This is a genomic window from Bordetella sp., assembly GCF_051960075.1.
GTDB lineage: Bacteria > Pseudomonadota > Gammaproteobacteria > Burkholderiales > Burkholderiaceae_B > Bordetella.
In genome coordinates this window covers 1-21,170 of the sequence record NZ_JBQCER010000003.1, presented here as the reverse complement: position 1 = coordinate 21,170, position 21,170 = coordinate 1, and the positions used below count along the sequence as shown (strand labels likewise).

Annotated in this window: 20 protein-coding genes and 1 tRNA gene; 12 read left to right on the top strand and 9 right to left on the bottom strand. The window is 62.8% G+C overall.

What is annotated here, in order from left to right:
* Window positions 1–215: 215 nt before the first annotated feature.
* Window positions 216–300 (bottom strand) — tRNA-Leu (locus ACTHJ1_RS00395).
* A gap of 275 nt (window positions 301–575) precedes the next feature.
* Between ACTHJ1_RS00395 and ACTHJ1_RS00390 the strand changes: the two genes are divergently transcribed.
* Together ACTHJ1_RS00390 and ACTHJ1_RS00385 are read left to right on the top strand one after the other, a co-directional pair.
* On the top strand, window positions 576–1,970 hold the full coding sequence (locus ACTHJ1_RS00390; protein WP_440186274.1) for an L-lactate MFS transporter: 1,395 nt from the start codon (window positions 576–578) through the stop codon (window positions 1,968–1,970).
* A 14-nt stretch (window positions 1,971–1,984) separates the two neighbouring features.
* Entirely contained in the window at window positions 1,985–2,110 is a 126-nt protein-coding gene (locus ACTHJ1_RS00385) for an MFS transporter small subunit (RefSeq protein WP_440186272.1), read from the top strand.
* A gap of 71 nt (window positions 2,111–2,181) precedes the next feature.
* Here the strand turns inward: ACTHJ1_RS00385 and ACTHJ1_RS00380 are convergent, their stop codons facing one another.
* Window positions 2,182–2,898: a response regulator gene (locus tag ACTHJ1_RS00380; RefSeq protein ID WP_440186270.1), complete on the bottom strand. Its 717-nt coding sequence runs from the start codon at window positions 2,896–2,898 to the stop codon at window positions 2,182–2,184.
* A 318-nt stretch (window positions 2,899–3,216) separates the two neighbouring features.
* Between ACTHJ1_RS00380 and thrS the strand changes: the two genes are divergently transcribed.
* The 8 genes from thrS to pdeR all read left to right on the top strand — a co-directional run bounded on the left by thrS (window position 3,217) and on the right by pdeR (window position 11,835).
* Window positions 3,217–5,169 carry a threonine--tRNA ligase gene (thrS, locus tag ACTHJ1_RS00375; protein ID WP_440186268.1) on the top strand — a complete coding sequence of 651 codons (1,953 nt, stop codon included), beginning with the start codon at window positions 3,217–3,219 and terminating at the stop codon, window positions 5,167–5,169.
* A gap of 42 nt (window positions 5,170–5,211) precedes the next feature.
* Window positions 5,212–5,757: a translation initiation factor IF-3 gene (infC, locus tag ACTHJ1_RS00370; protein ID WP_440186310.1), complete on the top strand. Its 546-nt coding sequence runs from the start codon at window positions 5,212–5,214 to the stop codon at window positions 5,755–5,757.
* Window positions 5,758–5,891: 134 nt separating this feature from the next.
* Complete coding sequence (gshB, locus tag ACTHJ1_RS00365) at window positions 5,892–6,848, top strand: glutathione synthase (protein WP_440186266.1); 957 nt, start codon at window positions 5,892–5,894, stop codon at window positions 6,846–6,848.
* A 14-nt stretch (window positions 6,849–6,862) separates the two neighbouring features.
* Window positions 6,863–7,264 (top strand): PTS sugar transporter subunit IIA, encoded by a 402-nt coding sequence (locus tag ACTHJ1_RS00360; RefSeq protein WP_440186264.1) that lies wholly within the window; start codon window positions 6,863–6,865, stop codon window positions 7,262–7,264.
* Window positions 7,265–7,303: 39 nt separating this feature from the next.
* On the top strand, window positions 7,304–7,573 hold the full coding sequence (locus tag ACTHJ1_RS00355) for an HPr family phosphocarrier protein (RefSeq protein ID WP_440186262.1): 270 nt from the start codon (window positions 7,304–7,306) through the stop codon (window positions 7,571–7,573).
* 52 nt (window positions 7,574–7,625) lie between these two features.
* Complete coding sequence (gene ptsP, locus ACTHJ1_RS00350) at window positions 7,626–9,341, top strand: phosphoenolpyruvate--protein phosphotransferase (protein ID WP_440186308.1); 1,716 nt, start codon at window positions 7,626–7,628, stop codon at window positions 9,339–9,341.
* Window positions 9,342–9,455: 114 nt separating this feature from the next.
* Window positions 9,456–9,647 (top strand): hypothetical protein, encoded by a 192-nt coding sequence (locus tag ACTHJ1_RS00345; RefSeq protein ID WP_440186260.1) that lies wholly within the window; start codon window positions 9,456–9,458, stop codon window positions 9,645–9,647.
* 175 nt (window positions 9,648–9,822) lie between these two features.
* Window positions 9,823–11,835, top strand: coding sequence for a cyclic di-GMP phosphodiesterase (gene pdeR / locus ACTHJ1_RS00340; protein ID WP_440186258.1), 2,013 nt, complete (start codon window positions 9,823–9,825; stop codon window positions 11,833–11,835).
* A 40-nt stretch (window positions 11,836–11,875) separates the two neighbouring features.
* Here the strand turns inward: pdeR and ACTHJ1_RS00335 are convergent, their stop codons facing one another.
* Window positions 11,876–12,742, bottom strand: a complete 867-nt coding sequence (locus ACTHJ1_RS00335) for a crotonase/enoyl-CoA hydratase family protein (protein WP_440186256.1) — start codon at window positions 12,740–12,742, stop codon at window positions 11,876–11,878.
* Window positions 12,743–12,991: 249 nt separating this feature from the next.
* Between ACTHJ1_RS00335 and ACTHJ1_RS00330 the strand changes: the two genes are divergently transcribed.
* Window positions 12,992–14,104 (top strand): NADH:flavin oxidoreductase/NADH oxidase, encoded by a 1,113-nt coding sequence (locus ACTHJ1_RS00330; RefSeq protein WP_440186254.1) that lies wholly within the window; start codon window positions 12,992–12,994, stop codon window positions 14,102–14,104.
* Window positions 14,105–14,110: 6 nt separating this feature from the next.
* Here the strand turns inward: ACTHJ1_RS00330 and dut are convergent, their stop codons facing one another.
* From dut to ACTHJ1_RS00300, 6 genes are read right to left on the bottom strand one after another with little or no spacing between them, the layout of a single operon-like run.
* Entirely contained in the window at window positions 14,111–14,560 is a 450-nt protein-coding gene (gene dut, locus ACTHJ1_RS00325) for a dUTP diphosphatase (protein WP_440186252.1), read from the bottom strand.
* 3 nt (window positions 14,561–14,563) lie between these two features.
* The gene (locus tag ACTHJ1_RS00320) at window positions 14,564–14,830 is read right to left on the bottom strand and encodes a hypothetical protein (protein WP_440186250.1); all 267 of its coding nucleotides are present in this window, start codon (window positions 14,828–14,830) and stop codon (window positions 14,564–14,566) included.
* 21 nt (window positions 14,831–14,851) lie between these two features.
* Complete coding sequence (coaBC, locus tag ACTHJ1_RS00315; RefSeq protein ID WP_440186248.1) at window positions 14,852–16,048, bottom strand: bifunctional phosphopantothenoylcysteine decarboxylase/phosphopantothenate--cysteine ligase CoaBC; 1,197 nt, start codon at window positions 16,046–16,048, stop codon at window positions 14,852–14,854.
* 24 nt (window positions 16,049–16,072) lie between these two features.
* Window positions 16,073–16,549 carry a signal peptidase II gene (lspA, locus tag ACTHJ1_RS00310; RefSeq protein WP_440186306.1) on the bottom strand — a complete coding sequence of 159 codons (477 nt, stop codon included), beginning with the start codon at window positions 16,547–16,549 and terminating at the stop codon, window positions 16,073–16,075.
* Window positions 16,550–16,598: 49 nt separating this feature from the next.
* Window positions 16,599–19,463 (bottom strand): isoleucine--tRNA ligase, encoded by a 2,865-nt coding sequence (gene ileS, locus ACTHJ1_RS00305; RefSeq protein ID WP_440186304.1) that lies wholly within the window; start codon window positions 19,461–19,463, stop codon window positions 16,599–16,601.
* Entirely contained in the window at window positions 19,456–20,451 is a 996-nt protein-coding gene (locus ACTHJ1_RS00300; RefSeq protein WP_440186302.1) for a bifunctional riboflavin kinase/FAD synthetase, read from the bottom strand. The genes ileS and ACTHJ1_RS00300 overlap by 8 nt, the downstream gene beginning before the upstream one ends.
* A 158-nt stretch (window positions 20,452–20,609) precedes the next feature.
* On the opposite strand from ACTHJ1_RS00300, the gene purN reads away from it, so the two are divergent.
* Window positions 20,610–21,170 (top strand): phosphoribosylglycinamide formyltransferase (purN, locus tag ACTHJ1_RS00295; protein WP_440186300.1); only part of this gene is annotated, 561 nt, incomplete at its 3' end.

The window sequence follows — 21,170 nt, the reverse complement described above, 5'->3', positions numbered from 1 at the left end:
GTTTTCCGAATGCAATCGCGGGTACTTTCATATTGCCTCTCGCTGATATGAGATTTAATACTTGCACGGCAATGTGACACCCGGTTTGGTGCACGGCCATGATTCGACCTGGATTTTATTAATAAAAGGCCTTGGTTCTAATAAGCAAAAACCCCGCAAATTCAATAATTTGCGGGGTTTTTTTTATGCCTTTTCAAAGCATGACACTTCTGCGGTGGTGCCCAGGAGAGGACTCGAACCTCCACACCTTGCGGCACATGGACCTGAACCATGCGCGTCTACCAATTCCGCCACCTGGGCATACCTTGCGTCAAGCAAGACCGACATTCTAATTTATTCTGTCCCCATGTCAAATTCTTTTGCCTGCCTGTCTTTAAATATGCAAAAAATATCACATTGCAGATGTTGATTTGGTGCTTTATGGTTTACACACAAGCTACAAAAAAGTAGTGATGGTGCGGTGTTTTGGCTGTGTGGTACTCAATACGAATATGCTTTATTTTTCATATAAAAATTATTCATATTGAATCGATCTCATGCCGAACCGCCGTGTAACCCACATACGGAGACAATCAATGAACCGTGCTTATGACTCAGCCGGCCATGCCGCGCCGTTCTTTTCGAAAGAAGCGACCGTCGCCAAGCCGGGCTTCTCTCGCTGGATGGTGCCGCCCGCCGCGTTGGCGGTGCATCTATGCATAGGGCAAGCCTACGCATTCTCGGTGTTCAACGGCCCGCTGACCAAGGTCATCGGTATCGACAAGTCGGCGCCGGGCGACTGGCCGCTGACAACGCTGGGCTGGATTTTTTCGCTTGCGATCTTCTGCCTCGGCCTGGCTGCCGCTTTCGGCGGCAAGTGGCTCGAGCGCGTCGGGCCACGCCTGGCAATGTTCGTGGCTGCCTGCTGTTTCGGCGGCGGTTTTCTGGTCTCGGCGCTTGGCGTGCATCTCCACCAGATATGGTTGTTGTATATCGGCTATGGCGTGATCGGCGGGATAGGCCTGGGGATCGGCTACGTATCGCCGGTATCGACGTTGATCCGCTGGTTTCCAGACCGGCGCGGCATGGCGACCGGCATGGCGATCATGGGCTTCGGCGGAGGCGCGATGATCGCCGCCCCCTTGTCGGTCATGCTCATGAACCACTTCAAAAGCGCCACGAGCGTAGGCGTCGCCGAAACCTTCGTCGTGATGGGTATTCTTTATTTCATCTCGATGGTGATCGGATCGCTCGCGGTCCGTGTGCCGCCAGCCGGCTGGACGCCCGCCGGCTGGACGCCGCCGGCGGCCGCTCAGCACAAGATGATCACGGCCAGTCACGTGCACATCGACCAGGCGCTGAAGACGCCGCAGTTCTATCTGATCTGGCTGGTTCTGTTCCTGAACGTGACCGCGGGAATCGGCATCCTCAGCCAGGCGTCGGTCATGATCCAGGAAAGCTTCAAGGGCGCGGTCAGTGCGACCGCCGCCGCGGGCTTCGTCGGGTTGTTGTCGCTGTTCAACATGGGTGGACGCTTCATTTGGGCGTCGGCGTCGGACTGGGTCGGTCGCAAGAACACCTACTACATCTTCTTCGTGCTTGGCGCGATCGCTTACGTCAGTGCGCCGATCTTTGCCGGGAACGTGAACGTCGCGATGTTCGTGCTGGCATTCTGCATCATCATCTCGATGTACGGCGGCGGTTTCTCGACCGTGCCGGCCTATCTTGCCGACATGTTCGGAACCGCCTACGTCGGCGGCATCCACGGCAGGCTTCTGACCGCATGGGCAGCGGCCGGCATTGCCGGGCCGGTGCTCATCAATTACATACGGGCCTACCAGGTCGCCCATGGCGTGGTGAAAGCCGACGCCTACAACATGACCGTCCACATCATGGCCGTGCTGCTGGTAGTCGGCTTCATCTGCAACATGCTGGTCAAGCGCGTGGACGAACGTCACCACATGACCGAAGCCCAGCTCGCGGCAAACTGACAGGAGACGCCGAGATGAACACCAACGAAGTTCACCCGACCAACAAGCCCATGCTGGTCATATTCTGGCTCTATGTTCTGATCCCGCTGGTTTGGGGGGTCGTCAATACGCTCACCCAGGCGCTCAAGCTGTTCAGCTGACGCGCTCCCGGCCCCGATGCGCTCTGCGAGGCATCGGGGTTGTTTCGTGCGAACGGTGCAGAGCGAGCTTTTCACCCCGGCAGTCGCGATTCGAATCTTTTCTTCAAATACAGCCCCAGAGCCAGATCATCGGCCAGCCCGAGCTTGCGCATTGCCCGGCGCTTGTGGCTGCTGATGGTTTTCTTGCTGCGTGACAGACGCCGGGCCGCCTGGGTGACAGACAGGCCCAGTGAAATATGGCGCAGGATTTCGGTTTCCGTCGCGCTCAGCAGATCGGCGGAGTCGTCCGGCCTGCCGAGGCGGATGCGGCCGTCGATACTAAGATGGAACTGCAGCGGCTGCTGTGCCGCGGCATGCACCATGTCGCGGATGAGCGGTTCGGGGTCGGCTTTCGACAGGAAGCCGCAGGCGCCGGCCCGAAATGCCGGAAAGGCCGTCGAGTCCCGGGCGGGATCGGACGATAGCGTGACGATGGCTGTTTTGCGTGCGTGGCGCTTGATACGGCGGATCAGGCTCATGCCGTCGCATGAGGCGTCGGGCAAGTTGTAGTCCACGACGGCTACGTCACAACGCAGCTGGGTCAGTGCCTCGAGAAAGCGATCTGTCGAGGTTTCGGTCAGCACCACGTCGAACCGCGCGTCCCGGCTCAGACAGGTGGCCAGCCCGATGGCCGTTACGGGGTGGTCATCGAGTATGGCGACGCGCAGGCGCCGGGGAGCAACGAACTCGCCAGGCGCGGCGGGCGGGGGAGTCGGGTTTAACGATTCGTGCTTGAAAGTGGGGAGCATAGGCGAGGAAACAAACAGGACAAAAAATCAAATCTGAAAATTTGCTGAATGATTTGGATGCATGTGATGTTACATTAACCTTTCATTTTCCTGTCTATCCTTGCCTAATTTGGGGACGTATTTCAGACTAAATCCCGCTTTTTGCCGTTGGGCGCGCGGATCCCGTGCGCAAATCAGACGTACAGGAAGCCGGCCGCGATGAAGACCGCTTTATCGGGGCCGCTTCCTTGCATAAAGCGCTACAATCGGGCGATACGGCATGGCAATCAAAACGAACGCGGCGACCGGCCGCGTTCGTCGTTTTTGGAAATCACCCTGATGCTACAAATCACTCTGCCCGATGGTTCTCAGCGCCAATTTCCCGGCCCCGTCACGGTCGCCGAGGTTGCTCAGTCCATCGGCACCGGTCTGGCCAAAGCGGCGCTGGGCGGCCGCGTCACGATCCCGGGCCAGCAGCCCCGGCTGGTCGACACAAGTCATCGCATCGAGCAGGACGCCACCCTGGCCGTCATCACCGCCAAGGACGCCGACGGCCTCGATCTGATCCGCCACTCCACGGCGCACCTGCTGGCATATGCCGTCAAGGCGCTGTTCCCCGAGGCCCAGGTCACGATCGGTCCGGTGATCGAAAACGGTTTCTACTACGACTTCTCCTATAAGCGTCCTTTCACGCCCGAAGACCTGCAGGCCATCGAAAAGAAGATGACCGAACTCGCCAAAAAAGACGAAGTCGTCACGCGCGAAGAATGGAAGCGCGACGACGCCGTGGCCTTCTTCAAAGGCATAGGCGAGAACTACAAGGCCGAAATCATTGCCGCGATCCCGGGCGACCAGACCATCAGCCTGTACCGAGAAGGCCAGTTCATCGATCTGTGCCGCGGCCCGCACGTGCCGTCCACCGGCAAGCTCAAGGTCTTCAAGCTCATGAAAGTGGCCGGCGCCTATTGGCGCGGCGACAGCAACAACGAGATGCTCCAGCGCATCTACGGCACCGCCTGGGCAACCAAGGAAGAGCAGGACGCCTATCTGCACATGCTGGAAGAGGCCGAGCGCCGCGATCACCGCAAAATCGGCCGCGAACTCGATCTTTTCCACATGCAGGATGAAGGCCCGGGCCTGATCTTCTGGCATCCCAAGGGCTGGGCGCTGTGGCAGCAGGTCGAGCAATACATGCGTCGCGTCTACCAGGACAACGGTTACCAAGAGGTGAAGGCACCGCAGATCCTCGACCTATCGCTGTGGAAAAAGACCGGCCACTGGGACAACTATCGTGAAAACATGTTCACGACCGAGTCCGAGAACCGCATGTACGGCTTGAAGCCCATGAACTGCCCGGGGCATATCCAGATCTTCAATGCCGGCCTGCATTCGTATCGCGAACTGCCGCTGCGCTACGGTGAATTCGGCCAGTGCCATCGCAACGAGCCCTCGGGTTCGCTGCACGGCATGATGCGCGTACGCGGTTTCACGCAAGACGACGGCCACATTTTCTGCACCGAAGACCAGTTGCAGGAAGAGTGCGCCCAGTACACCCAATTGCTGCAGAAGGTCTACAAGGACTTCGGCTTCACCGAGGTGCTCTACAAGGTGGCCACGCGCCCCGAGAAGCGCATCGGCGACGATGCCACCTGGGACAAGGCCGAGCATGCGCTCATGGAGAGCCTGCGCGCGACCGGCTGCGATTTTGTCGTCTCCCCCGGCGACGGCGCCTTTTACGGCCCCAAGATCGAATACACGCTGAAAGACGCCATCGGCCGCCAGTGGCAATGCGGCACCATGCAGGTGGACTTCTCCATGCCGGTGCGCCTGGGGGCCGAGTATGTCGACCAGAACGACCAGCGCCGCCCGCCTGTGATGCTGCACCGGGCCATCCTCGGCTCGCTGGAACGTTTCATCGGCATGCTGCTCGAAAATTACGCTGGCGCGATGCCGCCCTGGCTGGCTCCGGTGCAGGCCGTGGTGTGCTGCATTTCCGAGCCTTCGGCCGATTATGCGGCGCAAATTACGCAAACCCTGAAAAAACAAGGCTTTAGGATTGAGCCGGATTTGCGCGGCGAAAAAATCACCCGTAAAATCCGAGAGCACAGCCTGCAAAAGGTTCCGTATATCCTCGTCGTAGGCGACAAAGAAAAGCAAAACGGCACGGTCGCCGTGCGCGGTCTGGGTGGTCTGGATCTGGGCGTCATGGCGCTCGAAGACTTCACCAGCCGCTTGTCTGAAGATGTCGCCATGCGCCGCAGCCTGCCGCAAGCCGCAGCCGATCAGGCATGACGCCACGGCCGCACATTTGAGTAACTACTAGGAGTTTTCAACATCGCCACTGAAAAGAGCGTACGCATCAACGGTGAAATCCGCGTCCCCGAGGTGCGTCTGATAGGTCTGGATGGAGAACAGCTCGGCATCGTCAAGATCGCCGATGCGTTCCGGCTTTCCGAACAGAGCGACGTGGATCTGGTGGAAATCGCGCCCAACGCCGAGCCGCCGGTCTGCCGTCTGATGGATTACGGCAAGTTCAAGTACCAGGAACAGAAGCGCCAAGCCGAGGCGCGCTCCAAGCAGAAGGTCATCCAGGTCAAGGAAGTGAAATTCCGCCCTGCGACCGATGAAGGCGATTACCAGGTCAAGCTGCGCAATCTGCGCCGCTTCCTGGAAGAGGGCGACAAGGCCAAGGTCACGCTGCGGTTCCGCGGCCGCGAAATGGCTCACCAGGAGCTGGGCATGCGTGTGCTCGAGCGTGTGCGCGACGACCTGACCGAATTGGCCCAGGTGGAAGCCATGCCCAAACTCGAAGGACGCCAGATGGTCATGGTTCTAGCGCCCAAGAAAAAGGCGAGCGGCAAGGTCGAAGCCGCGGTCTGACATCGGCGCAGATTATGCAACGGCCCGGCCGTCCGCGAAGGATGGCCGGGCCGTTGCCCTTGTAGGGGTATGCCTTTGCCCCAGCCTGAATTCAGTTACCATGAATCGGGTATGAATCCTGGGTAGGAAACCTGATGCATGTCTTGTTCGTGATCGATCCCTTGCCGCTGCTCAAGGCGTACAAGGACAGTTCCGTCGCCATGATGCAGGCGTTGTCTGCGCGTGGGCACACGCTCAGCGTGGCGTCGCAGGGCGACCTCTACATCGAGGAGGGCATCGTGCGTGTGCGGGCTACGCCCATCGCCCTGGTGCCGGGCGCAGACTTGCACGAACATGCCTGGTGGGATGAGTCCGGTACGCCTGTCGAGGCGCCACTCAAGGACTTCGGCGCAGTCGTCATGCGCAAGGATCCTCCCTTCGACATGGAATACGTCTACTCCACGCACCTGCTGGGATATGCGCAGGAGCAGGGGGCGCGTGTCTTCAACAGCGGAGCGGCGATCCGCAACCATCCCGAGAAACTGGCCATCACCGAGTTTCCCGATCTGGTTTCGCCCACGCTGGTCACACGCGACATGGAACGCATCAAGGCCTTTCATGCACAGCATCACGACGTCATCGTCAAGCCGCTGGACGGCATGGGCGGCACGGGCATCTTCCGCCTGCGTGCCGACGAACCCAACCGCAACGCCATCCTGGAGACGCTTACCGACAACGGCACGCGAACCATCATGGCGCAGCGCTACATACCCGAGATCGTCAAGGGCGACAAGCGCGTGCTGCTGATCGGCGGCGAGCCGGTGCCATACTGCCTGGCGCGCATTCCGCTGGCAGGCGAGACGCGCGGCAACCTGGCTGCCGGCGGTCGAGGTGTGGCCCAGCCGCTTTCCGACAGCGATCGCCGCATCGCCGAGACGGTGGCCAAGCGCATTGCCGGGCGCGGCCTGCTGCTGGTGGGCCTGGACGTCATCGGCGACTGCCTGACCGAAGTCAATGTCACCAGCCCGACCTGCTTCGTCGAAATCACCGAGCAGACCGGCTTCAATGTCGCCGACTTCTTTGCGCAGGCGCTCGAGCGCGCCGTCGCTTGAGCGGGAGATGTGATATGACGGGTATCGTCATCGTCGTGCATGCCCCGCTGGGCGAGGCCATGTCTGAAATGGCGCGTCACGTGCTGGGCGACAGCGTCGCCGATACGCTGGCCGTGCACGACATTCTTCCCGAAGATCAGCCCGAGGAGCGTTCTCCCTCGGTGTTGGCCGATATCCGTCGCTTGGCGCGCGACGGTGGCGCGCTGGTTTTGACCGACCTGGTCGGCGCCACGCCGGCCAATATCGCCAAGCGCGCGGTGGCGCAGGCCCAGGCCGAGGGACTGACCTGCTGCGTGCTGGCCGGATTGAACACGCCCATGCTGTTGCGCGCATTGACCTATCGCGGTTTGTCACTGGCCGAAACGCGTGAAAAAGCCTTGGCTGGAGGCGTGCAGGGCTGTCTGCGGGTAGACTAGTCCCCAATTCTAAAAAAAACGCATCGATACAGGTTCACCATGGCTACTTCAGACATCGTCATCAGCAACAAGCTCGGCCTGCACGCGCGGGCTGCAGCCAAACTCACGCAATTGGCCAGTCGGTTCAGCAGTGAAATCTTCATTTCGCGCGGCGCGCAGCGGGTCAACGCCAAAAGCATCATGGGCGTGATGATGCTGGCTGCGGGCCTGGGCACCACGGTGCGCCTGGAAGCCATGGGCGGTGACGCCGACCAGGCGCTGTCGGAAATCCGGAATCTGTTCGACGAAAAATTTGGTGAGCACGAGTAACGCATTTCTCGACGGTCCTCCGCTGGCCGAACCTCCCGGCGCGGTGGTGGCGTTGCGCGGCAAGGGCGTGGCCCGAGGCTATGCCATAGGCCGCGCGATCGTCATGGGCGCTGCCGCCCTCGAAGTGGCTCACTACCGCATTGCGTCGACCGACGTCGAAAGCGAGTGCCGAAGGCTCAGGGACGCGCTGGCGCGCGCCCAGGCCGATCTGCATCATTTGGCCAATAATCTGCCCGAGGATGCGCCACGCGAACTCGGCGCGATGCTCAACGTGCACGGCTTGCTCCTGGGCGACCCGCTTCTGGCCGACGAGGCCCAGGCACTGATCCGCGAGCGCCACTACAACGCCGAATGGGCGCTCACGGCGCAGGGACAGTTGCTGGGCGAGCAGTTCGACGCCATGGAGGACGAATATCTGCGCGAACGCGGAGGCGACGTGCGCCAAGTGATCGAGCGGGTGCTGCACGTGCTCTCGGGAACGCCGACGCTGCTGTCGGCAGAGACGGTGTGTAGCGGCGACGGCGGCGAACCGTTGGTAGTTATCGCGCACGACATCTCCCCCGCCGACATGTTGCGCCTGCGCGGCGCGCGTTTTTCGGCGTTTGCCACCGACCTGGGCGGACCCACGTCCCACACTGCCATCGTGGCCCGCAGCATGGGGGTGCCGGCCGTGGTAGCCATGGGCAATGTGCGCGACATCGTGCGAGACGGCGACATGATCATCGTCGATGGCGCGTCGGGCACAGTGCTGGTCAATCCGTCGCGAAGCATGTTGAAGCAGTACCGCGGGCTGCAGCGTGTCTATGCACACGAGCGCGCCGAGCTGGAGCTGTTGCGCGACGAGCCTTCCATCACGCTGGACGGCATCAGCGTGCGGCTGGAGGCCAATATCGAATTGCCTGAAGAGGCTCCCGCCGCGTTGGCTGCCGGAGCGCAGGCCATCGGCCTGTTCCGCAGCGAGTTTCTTTTCATGGGGCGTGCCGAGCTGCCGGGCGAAGAAGAACAGTATCTGGCCTATGCCTCGGTGGTGAAAGTGATGGCAGGACGGCCGGTCACTATCCGCACGCTGGACATCGGCGCCGATAAGACCCTGGACGACGAAGTCACGGTAGCCACCAATCCGGCGCTGGGCCAGCGCGCGATCCGTTATTGCCTGGCCCGGCCAGAGATGTTCGCGACGCAGCTGCGCGCCATTCTGCGCGCGTCGGCGCATGGACCGGTGCGCATCCTCATTCCCATGATCGCGCACATGCACGAGGTGCAGGCCACTTACGCCGCCATCGCATCGGCACGGCGCGAGCTGGACGCGCGCGGCCAAGCCTATGCGGCCCATATCCCCGTGGGCGCCATGGTCGAGATACCGGCTATGGCGATCGCCATCGAACCGTTTGTCCAGGTATTGGATTTTCTCTCCATCGGCACCAACGACCTGATCCAATATGTGCTGGCCATCGATCGGGGCGATCATGACGTTGCCGGTCTGTACGATCCGCTGCATCCGGCGGTGCTGCGTCTGCTGGCCCACACGATCAACGCCGGCGAGCGCGCCGGCAAACCGGTCGCGGTGTGCGGCGAAATGGCGGGCGATTCGCGTTATACGCGCCTGCTGCTGGGTCTGGGCCTGTCGGAGTTTTCCATGCATGCGCAGCAACTGCTGGACGTCAAGCGCGAAGTGCGCCGTGCGCATTCCAACGCGTTGCGCGCGAAGGTGGCCAATGTGCTCAACCGTGCCTTGCCGGTGGATCTGGCCAAGCTCGAACAAGCCTGAAGCGGGTCGGGAACCGCCTTTATGAGCGTTGCGCCCGTCTTGCGAACCCTGCTTGGTTGCGGCGCAGTTTCCATAGGACTAAGATAAAGTCGCGTGTTTCATGAGGAGAACACCATGCGAAGCGTCATCTCCACCTGCGTCAAAAGTCTGAAAGCGTTGTCAACGATGCTGCGCGCTCATTGGCAAAACCTCGAGGAAATGACGAATATCGCAGCGAACATGCTGGCCGAGAACCTGTCCGGCAGATCGCGGCGCATGAGGCCTGTTCCGATCCGTATCGACGAATACCGCGACAGACGCCGCTGAACGCAGACGGGGTTTCCGCCGAAGCGGCCAAGCGCCTGAGCTTGGTCGCTTTTTTGTCGTTGGCGTGTCCGACGACGAATCTGGCGATAGGCAAGGCTTTTCAATGGTAAAGTCCACGAGTAACTTGTATTCATGAAATAGGTTTTGAATACGCGCTTTATGGGCGAGGTTTGCCATGCACGACGATGACATGAGCGACAGCGAAGTGCTCGAAGTCCACTTCGGTACGAGCAGCCCTTGCTGGCGCCTGGGCAGCGACAGCAATGCTCTCGAATTGGAGGCCGTCCGTGGTCTGACCAATGTCGGCGTGGCGCTCGATCCGGTCCAGGCCGCGGCAATTCGCAGCCTTACAGGCGTCACGTCCACCCTCGAACTCGATATTTCCCTGTTCGGCAGGCCGCTCAAGCTGCACTTGGTGGGCAGGAAGCTCGATACGCTAAGCTGGGCCGGCACCGCATCGGCCTATAACGATACCCGCGCCGTCGCCCGCGATCTCGCCCATGGCCTGGCGTTTGCCGAGCTGGTCGTATCGGAAGTCAATTCGCTGGTCGTGGTGCTCGATTCCAACGGAATCATCCAGCGGTTCAACCGCTTGTGCGAAGAGGTTCTGGGCAAGCGCGAAGAAGACGTCATTGGCAGGAGTGCCTATGAATTGTTCATGACATCGGAGCAGGCCGCGTATTCGAGCAAAAACATTACGGGCTTCTTCGAAAACGGCAAACCGTTCGATGTAGAGCGGTACATCAATACGGTCAATGGCCCGAGGTTGTATCAGTTCCGCAATAAATTCGTGCAGAGCGGCAGCGGTGTAGACCAGCGCTTTCTCATCTGTTCCGGCGTGGACATCACCGAGGAGCGCGATGCCCAGCGACGACTCACCGAGCTGGCCAATACCGATACGTTGACAGGCCTGCCCAACCGGTATTCGATCACCGAAAGAATCCGTGCCGCCCTCGATGCCAGTGTGGGCGATGCATCGCATCGGGTCGGCATCCTGTTTCTTGATTTGGACAACTTCAAGCGCGTGAACGACCATTACGGCCACGTCGCGGGAGACAGCCTGCTTACCAAGGTCGCGACGATCGTCGGCGACTGTCTGGCGCCTGGCGCGACGCTCGCGCGCCTTGGCGGCGACGAATTTCTCGTGCTGATGGAGCGCGCCACGCTCGAATCGCTCGAAAGCACCGCGCGGGCCATCATCGAGCGGCTTTCCGCGTCTGTCCGCCTCGATGCCCTGGTGGAGTTGTACACAAGCTGCTCAGTCGGCATCGCGCTGCATCCACAGCATGGCGATACCGTGGAGACGCTGATCAGAACCGCCGATACGGCGATGTACGCCGCCAAAGAAGCGGGCAAGCATACCTATCGAGTGTTCGCGCAGGAGATGAACCAGCAGGTCGCTAGAGCGATGTGGCTGGACACCAATCTGCGCAAGGCACTCGAGGAAGGGCAGTTCGTGCTGCATTATCAGCCTCTGGTCGACGCCGCGTCGGGCGACGTGCGCAGCGTCGAGGCCCTGATCCGGTGGCAATCTCCCGAACAGGGACTTGTCGGACCGAGCGAATTCATCCGCCATGCGGAAGAGTCCGGGCTCATCGGCCCCATAGGCCGCTGGGTGATGTCGGAGGCCGCAAGGCAGGCCGCGAGTTGGAAAGAGAAGGGTCTGAATCTGCGCGTAGCGATCAATGTTTCGGCATTGCAGTTGGCGGACGCGAATTTCGCGGCGCATTTTCGGGATATTTGCAGCGGCTTCGGATCCGAGCCCGGCTTGCTGGACATCGAGCTGACCGAAAGCTGCCTTATCGACAATCAGGATCGCGTGTTCACGCTGATGCGACAGTTCCGTGAAATGGGCTCGAAGATATACCTTGACGATTTCGGCACGGGATATTCGTCGCTGGCCCAGCTCGCGCGGCTGCCCCTGGACGTGATCAAGCTCGATCGCAGTTTCGTAGCGGGCGTCGATGGCGATGCAAGCGCGCAGGAACTCGTGCGTTCGGTGGCATCGCTGGCCCGGGCGCTGGGTTTTTCAGTAGTGGCCGAAGGCGTCGAAACCAAATCTCAGGACGCATTTATCCGGCAGGTCGGCATCGAGTGCGCGCAGGGCTATATCCATGCAAAGCCGATGCCCGCCCACGATCTCGAGGCCTGGATCCTCAAGAGGAAAAAGCTCAGGCTCATCGCCTGAGCTTTCTTCCCCCGGCGCCACAGTGGTTCACATCCTGCGGTCAGGAGGCCGGCCGCAGCCTGGAAACCCGCCGGTTCTGCAGCATCACAAGGCGCTCCATATAGGCAAGGTCCTTGGTCTCGATCGAAAACGTCGCGTCGACCCAGTCCTCGGTGATGTCGATCAGTTCCGAGCGCGACAGGGGCAGCACGCGCTGGCGGGCGCGAACGAGCGCGCGGGTGGCGTTGAGCTTGGGTCGCATCACGTCGATGAACGTGCGTGTCGCGAGGAACGCCTCACCGGCTTCGAAGGTCTGGTCGACCAACCCCTGGGCCGCGTACCATTCGCCGGTGTGCGCCTCGCCGCTGCTGATGAGTTCCTCGGCCAGGCGCATCCCGGACTTTCTTGCGACCAGCGAATAGCCTCCCATTCCGGGGAAGAGGTTGAAGGCGACCTCCGGAAAGCCGAGCTTGACGTCCTTCTGCGCGAGTACGTAGTGATGGGCGAGGGCTGCCTCCAGGCCGCCGCCCAGCGCGCTGCCCTCGACCATCGAGATCGAGATCGCGCCGGTGCCGAAGCCCGTGTACATTTCCCAGATGCAATCGATGCATGAACGCGCATAAGCCAATAGGGTGTCGCGCTGGCCGGAGCGGATCGCATCGACGAAGAAGCTGAGATCGCCGCCGACATTGAAAAGTTCGGGAACCAGCGAACCGGTCACCCAGAAGTCGAAGCGCAGCTTGGACTCCCGGGCGACACGTGCGAGGTGGAGTATGTCGGAAAGCAGCCGCTGGTTGAAGCAGGGGCGAGGTTCTGAACGCAGCATCATCCACATGATGTTGCGTCCCTCTTCGTAGAAGGCAGCCAGTTGCGACATATCTCCGGCTTCATGGAAAGGCCGGCATGCGGGGTGGTTTTGCAGTTGCATGATTTTCCTTGCAGAACTGTGCGTGAGGTTGGATTGCGCCGTCGACGACCATTCCTGCGTTTCGCTTTCCGGGCCGCGCGGCAGCGCTATTGTTCCGTGTACACGGCCGATGGGAAGATCGAGGTGCTATCTTTGGGTGCAAAATCCTTGCGCGGCGTCGGCCCGGCAATGTCCATATACGGTCGACGGCGCCCGAGCCCGCATGAGGGCGCGAGGTTTTCCTGATTCGATCGTTTGCGGAGTTTTTCCATGAGCCTGCTGTTTTCCCCCATTTCTCTGGGGCCTATTACCCTGGACAACCGCATCGTCGTCGCGCCGATGTGCGAATACTCCGCCGAGAACGGCTGTGCCACCGACTGGCATTTGATCCATCTTGGACACCTGGCCTTGTCCGGCGCGGGCCTGTTGATCGTCGAGGCGACCGCCGTCGAGGCCGTCGGCCGTATCACGCCCTACGACCTGGGCCTGTACGACGATGCCGCCGAGGCCGCGCTGGGCAAGGTGGTGCAGGCCATTCGACGTTATGCGCCCATCAGGTTGGGCGTGCAGCTTTCGCATGCGGGCCGCAAGGCGTCGAGCCAGGCGCCCTGGGAAGGCGGCCAGCAGATTCCCGAGGAACGAGGCGGATGGCGCAGTGTGGCGCCGTCCGCGCTAGCGCATGGGCCGACTGAAGAGGCGCCCCTGGCCCTGGACGCGGCAGGGCTGGCTCGCATCAAGCAAGCGTTTGTCGATGCGGCGCTGCGCGCGGTTCGCCTGGGCTTTGATTTGATCGAGCTGCATGGCGCGCACGGCTATCTGCTGCATCAATTCCTGTCTCCGCTGGCCAATCAGCGGAGCGACGCCTATGGCGGCACGCTGGAAAACCGCATGCGCTTTCCGCTGCAGGTATTCGAGGCGATACGCCAGGTGGTCCCGGCCGGCGTGGCGGTCGGCATGCGCGTTTCGGCTACCGATTGGGTCGAGGGCGGTCTGGACCCGACGCAAGTCGTGACGTTTGTTCAGGCCTTGAAAGAACGCCGCTGCGACTTCGTGCATGTGTCCTCGGCCGGCGTCTCTCCTCTGCAGAGAATCCCGCTTTCGCCGGGATATCAAGTGCCGTTCGCCGAGGCCATCAAACGCGAGACAGGCGTGCCTACCATCGCCGTGGGGCTCATCACCGAGGCCGAGCAGGCCGAGGAGATCCTGCAAAAAGGCCAGGCCGATATGGTGGCGCTGGCTCGCGGCATGCTTTTCGATCCGCGCTGGCCCTGGCATGCGGCCGCGAAGCTGGGGGCCTCGGTCGATGCGCCGCGCCAGTACTGGCGCAGTCAGCCGCGCGAGTTCAAGACGCTGTTCCGCGATGCGTCGTTCGGCCAGCGCTGAGTGGCGTCAGCCTCTTCCGGTGCTGCCGAAACCGCCTGCGCCGCGCTCGGATGCACCGAATTCGTCGACCACGTTGAAGCTCACTTGCTGCACGGGCACAACCACCAGCTGGGCCAGGCGTTCCATGGGGTTGAGCGTGAAGGACGTGCTGCCGCGGTTCCAGGTGGAGACCATGAGCTGGCCCTGGTAGTCGGCGTCGATCAGTCCGACCAGATTACCCAGCACAATGCCATGCTTGTGACCCAGGCCCGAGCGCGGCAGAATCAGCGCCGCATAGCCCGGGTCGGCGATATGAATGGCCAAACCGGTGGGCACCAGCACCGTGGCGCCGGGCGCGATGTCGATGGGTTCATCCAGGCAGGCGCGCAGGTCGAGGCCGGCCGAGCCGGGCGTGGCGTACTCGGGTAAGGCATCGCGCATGCGGGGATCAAGAATTTTGACGTCTACGGATTTCATGGATCAGTGGGTAGGAGGCCCCTCGGGGGGCAGGGTCAGCTTGGTGGAAGGGCGCCGGACGGCGCGCGAGGCCGCGAGCAGCATCAGGCCGAAGATCAGCAGAAAGCCCGGCATGATGAAATCGTCTGCCGTGTGAGTCGTTTGTTCGAGCGCGGCGGACAGCTGAACGAAGGCGGCGATCAGGACGGCGGCGGCGCCGACGAAAAGAATCACTGCCCAGCGCCGTTTGGCAACGGGCGAGGTCGACGTTTGAACCTCGGGTTCGGTCATGGCAAAAGGCCTGGCGCTGAGTCAGGCTCGGCGTTTGGGCAGCCGCGCAGCGATCTCGGCGACGAGCCGGCGAGCCGCGTCGAGCTTGGACGCGGCGGGCAAGGGATGCATGCCCTGAGCGTCGAAGAGCGCCATTTCGGTGGTGTCGGCGTCCATCACGTTCTGCGCGAGGTTGCCCACCAGCACAGGGATGTTCTTGCGGCGGCGCTTGTCCTCGGCGTGCTGGGCGAGGTTTTCGGTCTCGGCCGCAAAACCCACGCACCAAGGACCGTCAGGCAGGCCGGCAACGTCGGCCAGAATGTCGGGGTTGGCTTCGAATTCCAGCTGGGGCGCGCCGCTGCCGGTCTTCTTGATCTTCTGCGCGCTGGCGTTTTTCACATACCAGTCGGCCACGGCGGCCACCGCGATGAAAAGGTCGGCGCTGCCGGCCTCGGCCATGACGGCGGCGTGCATCTGACGTGCCGTCATCACCGGAATCAAGCTGACGCCGTAAGGGGCGGGCAGCGACGTGGGGCCGCTTACCAGCGTGACCTGCGCACCGGCCTCGTGCGCGGCGCGCGCCAGCGCGTAGCCCGTCTTGCCCGAAGAACGGTTGCTCAGCACGCGCACCGGGTCGATGGGCTCGGAAGTGGGACCCGCCGTCATCAGCACGCGCTTGCCCGCCAGCAGTTTGGGCTGAAAGAAAGCAACGACCTCGGCCAGCAGCTGATGCGCCTCGAGCATACGGCCGTCGCCGACTTCGCCGCAGGCCTGGCTGCCAGAGTCCGGGCCGAGGATGGCGATGCCGTCGGCGCGCAATTGCGCCACATTGCGCTGCGTGGCCGGGTTGGCCCACATCTCGCGGTTCATGGCAGGAGCGACCAGCATGGGGCATGCGCGCGCCAGGCACAGCGTGGAGAGCAGGTCCGACGCCTCGCCGTGGGCGAGCTTGGCCATGAAATCGGCGCTGGCCGGTGCGATCAGCACTGCGTCGGCGCCGCGTGTGAGGTCGATATGCGCCATGTTATTGGGCACGCGCGCATCCCAGGCGTCGATGAACACGGGCCGGCCTGACAGCGCCTGCATGGTGACCGGCGTGATGAAGTGCGTGGCGGCTTCGGTCATGACCACGTCGACCGTCGCGCCTTGCTCGGTCAAGCGGCGCACGAGTTCGGCGATCTTGTAGCAGGCGATGCCCCCGGTCATGCCCAGGACGATGCGCTTGTCGATGAGATCCATTGCGGGCAACCCCGTAGGAAGCGGCTAGTTTTTGGCGCGATCGCGAAAGAGTTCGTCGATGACCAGCAGCACGGCGCCGCAGGTGATGGCGCTATCGGCCAGATTGAAGGCAGGATAGTACCAGTCGCGCCAGTAGAAAAGCAGGAAGTCGATCACATGGCCGTAAGCGACGCGATCGATCACATTGCCCAGTGCGCCGCCCAGGATGAGGGCCAGCGCGATGCTGAAGCGGGCGCGGCCCGGCTCGGCAGCGCGTGATTGCCGGCGCAGCAGCCAGACGATGACTGCGGCGGCAATCAGCCCCAACAGTGTGAAGAGCCAGCGCTGCCAGCCCGGCTCCGACGCGAGAAAGCTGAAGGCCGCGCCGTGGTTGTAGACCAGGATCAGATCGAACACCGGCAGCACGTTCACGCGCTGGCCGTAGGTGAAAAGGTGATCAATGGCCAGTTTGCTGGCCTGGTCGAGAACGATGACCAGGCCCGCGAGCGCCAGCCATCGCATCCATCCCGAGCGGCCCGTCGATGCGGTGTTCACGCGGCGTCTTCCGGGCTCAGGCGAATTCGCGCGGTTCGCCTGCGCCGAACAGATTGGCCACGCAGCGGCCGCACAGATCGGGGTGGGCGGCGTCCGAACCCACGTCGGCGCGCCAATGCCAGCAGCGTTCGCACTTCTTGTGCGTGGTGGGCGCGATGGTGACCTCGAGCTCGCCCGCGCCTTCATGCACGGTGGCGCGCGAGGTGATGAGCACGAAGCGCAGATCGCCGGCCAGGCTGGCGAGCCAGGCGCGGTCTTGCGCGCTGGCCTTGATGTCGACTTCGGCTTGCAGGGACGAGCCGATGTTGCCTGCCGTGCGCACTTCTTCGAGCTTGCGCAGCACTTCGGCGCGGATGGCGCGCAGGCGCGACCACTTGGCCGACAGCGCGTCCGCGTCGTCGTAGGCAGGCAGGGTGTGATAGACCTGCGTGAAGATGGTGGCGCGCGCCGCGTCGTCGGCCTGGGTCTTGAGCGCCGAATCCTGCAGGACCTTCCAGGCTTCCTCGGCCGTGAACGACAAGATGGGCGCCATCAGTTTGAGCAGCGTCTGGGTGACGGACAGGAGTGCGGTCTGGGCCGAGCGGCGCGCGCGGCTGTCGGCAGCGGTGGTATAGAGGCGGTCCTTGAGAATGTCGAGATAAAAAGCGCCCAGGTCTTCCGAGCAGAAGGTCTGCAGGCGCGATACGGCCGGGTGAAAGTCGTAGGTCTTGTAGTGTCCGGTGACCTCGGCCTGCATTTGCGCGGTCATGCACAGGGCATAACGGTCGATCTCGAACAATTCGGCGTCGGGCAAGGCCTGGGCGGCGTCGAAGTCGGCCAGGTTGGCCAGAAGGAATCGCAGCGTGTTGCGGATGCGGCGATAGGCCTCGACCACGCGCTTGAGGATCTCGTCGGAGATGGCCAGCTCGCCCGAATAATCGGAGGAAGCCACCCACAGGCGCAGTATTTCGGCACCCAAGGTATCGGAAATTTTCTGTGGCGCGACGGTGTTGCCGACCGACTTGCTCATCTTGCGGCCCTGGCCGTCGACGGTGAAACCGTGGGTCAGCAGGGCCTTGTAGGGCGCGCTGCCGTACAGCATGCAGCCGGTGAGCAGCGACGAATGAAACCAGCCGCGGTGCTGGTCCGAGCCTTCCAGGTAGATGTCGGCGGGCCAGTTCAGACCTTCGGCGTGCGAGCCCTTCAGGTCGTGGTTTTTGCCGCCCAGCACGGTAGCGTGGGTCGAGCCGGAGTCGAACCACACGTCCAGCGTGTCCTTGTTCTTTTCGTACTGATCGGCCTCGTCGCCTAGCAGCTCGCGCGGGTCGAGCGTCTGCCAGGCCTCTATGCCGTGCTGCTCGACGCGCTGCGCGATCTGCTCCAGCAGCTCCGGAGTACGCGGATGCAGTTCGCCGGTTTCCTTGTGCACGAAAAAGGCCATGGGCGTGCCCCATTGACGCTGGCGCGAGAGCGTCCAGTCGGGGCGATTGGCGATCATGTTGTGCAGGCGTGCGCGGCCCCAGCCGGGGTAGAAGGCGGTCTCGTCGATGGCCTTGAGCGCGCTTTCGCGCAGCGTGGGACCGCCGTCCTTGGGCTTGACGTCCATGCCGGCGAACCACTGGCTGGTGGCGCGGTAGATGATGGGCGTCTTGTGGCGCCAGCAGTGCATGTAGCTGTGGGTGATCGGCGCCGTGTGCATCAGCGAGCCGGCTTCGCGCAGCACGTCGATGATCTTGGGGTTGGCCTCCCAGATCGTGAGCCCGCCGAAAAGCGGCAGGGTGCCGGCGTAGCGGCCGTCGCCCATGACGGGGCCGATGATGTCGTCGTCTTTCAGGCCGTGCGCCTTGCACGAGATGAAGTCCTCGATGCCGTAGGCGGGCGACGAGTGCACGATGCCTGTGCCGGTATCGAGCGTGACGTAGTCGCCGAGGTAAATGGGCGAAAGGCGGTCGTAGCCCGCGTCCACCTTGGCCAGCGGGTGGTGCATGGTGATGCCGGTCAGCGCCTCGCCCTTGGCCGTGGCGATCACTTCGCCCTGCAGCTTCCATTCCTGCAGGCAGGCTTGCACGCGCTCGGCGGCCAGGAGCAGCAGCGGGCCGTGGGCCGGCGCGGGCGAAACGCGCACCAGCGCGTAGTCGATTTCGGGATGCAGGTTGAGCGCCTGGTTGGCCGGAATGGTCCAGGGCGTGGTGGTCCAGATGACGGCAGCGCCGTCCTCGATGGATTTCAGGCCGAAGGCGGCGGCGAGCGCTTCCTTGTCGGCGAAAGGGAAAGCCACGTCGACGGTGGGATCGACGCGGTCGGCGTATTCGACCTCGGCCTCGGCCAGGGCCGAGCCGCAGTCGAAACACCAGTTCACGGGCTTGAGGCCACGGAACACATAACCCTTTTCCATGATGCGGCCGAGCACGCGGATCTCGTTGGCTTCGTTGCCGAAGTTCATCGTGAGATAGGGATGATCCCAGTCACCCAGCACGCCCAGGCGCTTGAAGTCCTTGCGCTGGCGGTCGATCTGCTCGTAGGCATAAGCGCGCGCCTTGGACTGCATTTCGGCCGTGGGCAGATTCTTGCCGTACTTTTTCTCGATCTGGATCTCGATGGGCATGCCGTGGCAGTCCCAGCCCGGCACGTAGTGCGCGTCGTACCCGGCCATGTTGTGGGTCTTGACGACGATGTCCTTCAGAATCTTGTTGACCGCATGGCCCAGGTGCAGGTCGCCGTTGGCGTAGGGCGGGCCGTCATGCAGCACGAAGCGCGGGCGGCCGGCGCTGGCGGCGCGGATAGCGGCGTAAATGCGCTTTTCTTCCCATTCGGCCACCCAGGCCGGCTCGCGCTTGGCGAGATCGCCGCGCATGGGGAAGGAGGTATCGGGCAGATTGAGGGTGTTTTTGTAGTCAGGCATGGACAGCAAAATAAGCGCGCGCATTGCGCGCATCTTCGGCAATGGCGGCGGTCAGCGCAGGAAGGTCAGGGAATTTTTCTTCGTCCCGCAAATGGCGCAGGAATTCGATCCGTACGAGTTTACCGTAAGCGTTGGGCAGGGGCCCCATGCCGGGCGGTCCCGCGGCCGGCAGGCCGTCCAGCACGTGCACTTCTAGCAGCACCCGGCCGCCGTCTTCGACGGTCGGGCGCACCCCCAGGCTGGCCACGCCCGGCAAGGGCTTTTCGTCCAGCCCCAGCACGCGCACCACGTAGATGCCCGAACGGGCCGCGCAGCGCGGCGCCACGCGCAGATTCAGCGTAGGGTAGCCCAGCGTGCGGCCCAGCTTCTGGCCGTGGACGACATGGCCGCTCAGGTGATAGGCGTGGCCCAGCAGGTGCTCAGCGCGCGGCAAGTCGCCCACGGCGAGCGCGGTGCGCACTTCGGAGCTGGAAATCCGGTGGCCGTGGGCGTCGGCCACGTCGGGCAAAGGGTAGACCTCGAAGCCATGAACCAGGCCGGCCTCGCGCAACAGCTCGATGTCGCCGCTGCGCTTGTGGCCGAAGCGGAAATCCTCTCCCACCAGCAGCCACCGCACGTTCAGGTCGCGCACCAGCAGGTCTTCGATGAAGCTGTTGGCGGACATGGCGGCTAGATTTGCATTGAAGCGCTGTACGAAAATCTCTTCGATGCCGGCCTGGGTCAGAGCGGAGAGCTTGTCGCGCAGGCCCGAGACGCGGGTGGGCGAGAGTTCTGGGCGCTGGTATATCGTGGCGAAATACTCGCGCGGATGCGGCTCGAAGGTCATGACGGCCGGCACCAGCCCGCGGGCCCGGGCCTCCTGGCGCACACGGGCCAGAATGGCCTGATGGCCGCGGTGCACGCCATCGAAGTTGCCGATGGTCAGGGCGCACGCGGGGCGCTGAACGGTCGAGTGGGTATGGCGAAAGATGCGCGGCACGGGTTTCACAGGCAAGAGTTTACAATTTCGGGACTTTCCCCGATTTTCCGACCCTAAATTTGGAACCCACCTTGCCGGATTCCGCCGATCTTTCGTCCGCTTCCACCGTTGCCTCGGGCAATCGTCCGTGCCGCTTTGTCGTTCTCATCTCTGGCCGCGGCAGCAATATGCAGGCGCTGGTTCAGGCCTGCCGGCGCGAGTGCTGGCCGGCCGAGGTCGTTGCGGTGATCTCCAGCCGTCCCGACGCTGCCGGCCTGGATTGGGCGCGCGGGCAGGGCATCGCGACCTGCGGCCTGAGCCACAAGAGTTACCCCAGCCGAGAAGCCTTCGATCAGGCCCTGGCCGACGAGATCGACCGCCATCAGCCCGACTATGTGCTGCTGGCCGGTTTCATGCGTGTGCTCACCGCCGGTTTCGTGACGCGCTACGCGGATCGCCTGGTCAATATTCATCCTTCCCTGCTGCCGCTGTTTCCCGGCCTGCATACGCATGCCCAGGCGCTCGCCACCGGGGTGCGCGTGCATGGCTGCACGGTGCACTTCGTCACGCCTGTGCTCGACCACGGCCCCATCATCGCGCAGGGCTGCGTGCCGGTGCTCCCCGCAGACACGCCCGAGATCCTGGCCGAGCGCGTGCTGCGTGTCGAGCATGTGGCCTATCCGGCCGCTGTGCGTTGGCTGGCCGAAGGCCGCGTCGCGCTGACCCCCGATCATCGGGTCGAGGTGGCG

Bases quoted from the DNA above. Each gene is read 5' to 3' on its own strand.
- ACTHJ1_RS00390 (WP_440186274.1), top strand. From the start codon at position 576: ATGAACCGTGCTTATGACTCAGCCGGCCATGCCGCGCCGTTCTTTTCG.
- ACTHJ1_RS00385 (WP_440186272.1), top strand. From the start codon at position 1,985: ATGAACACCAACGAAGTTCACCCGACCAACAAGCCCATGCTGGTCATA.
- ACTHJ1_RS00380 (WP_440186270.1), bottom strand. From the start codon at position 2,898: ATGCTCCCCACTTTCAAGCACGAATCGTTAAACCCGACTCCCCCGCCC.
- thrS (WP_440186268.1), top strand. From the start codon at position 3,217: ATGCTACAAATCACTCTGCCCGATGGTTCTCAGCGCCAATTTCCCGGC.
- gshB (WP_440186266.1), top strand. From the start codon at position 5,892: ATGCATGTCTTGTTCGTGATCGATCCCTTGCCGCTGCTCAAGGCGTAC.
- ACTHJ1_RS00360 (WP_440186264.1), top strand. From the start codon at position 6,863: ATGACGGGTATCGTCATCGTCGTGCATGCCCCGCTGGGCGAGGCCATG.
- ACTHJ1_RS00355 (WP_440186262.1), top strand. From the start codon at position 7,304: ATGGCTACTTCAGACATCGTCATCAGCAACAAGCTCGGCCTGCACGCG.
- ACTHJ1_RS00345 (WP_440186260.1), top strand. From the start codon at position 9,456: ATGCGAAGCGTCATCTCCACCTGCGTCAAAAGTCTGAAAGCGTTGTCA.
- pdeR (WP_440186258.1), top strand. From the start codon at position 9,823: ATGCACGACGATGACATGAGCGACAGCGAAGTGCTCGAAGTCCACTTC.
- ACTHJ1_RS00335 (WP_440186256.1), bottom strand. From the start codon at position 12,742: ATGCAACTGCAAAACCACCCCGCATGCCGGCCTTTCCATGAAGCCGGA.
- ACTHJ1_RS00330 (WP_440186254.1), top strand. From the start codon at position 12,992: ATGAGCCTGCTGTTTTCCCCCATTTCTCTGGGGCCTATTACCCTGGAC.
- dut (WP_440186252.1), bottom strand. From the start codon at position 14,560: ATGAAATCCGTAGACGTCAAAATTCTTGATCCCCGCATGCGCGATGCC.
- ACTHJ1_RS00320 (WP_440186250.1), bottom strand. From the start codon at position 14,830: ATGACCGAACCCGAGGTTCAAACGTCGACCTCGCCCGTTGCCAAACGG.
- coaBC (WP_440186248.1), bottom strand. From the start codon at position 16,048: ATGGATCTCATCGACAAGCGCATCGTCCTGGGCATGACCGGGGGCATC.
- lspA (WP_440186306.1), bottom strand. From the start codon at position 16,549: ATGCGATGGCTGGCGCTCGCGGGCCTGGTCATCGTTCTCGACCAGGCC.
- ileS (WP_440186304.1), bottom strand. From the start codon at position 19,463: ATGCCTGACTACAAAAACACCCTCAATCTGCCCGATACCTCCTTCCCC.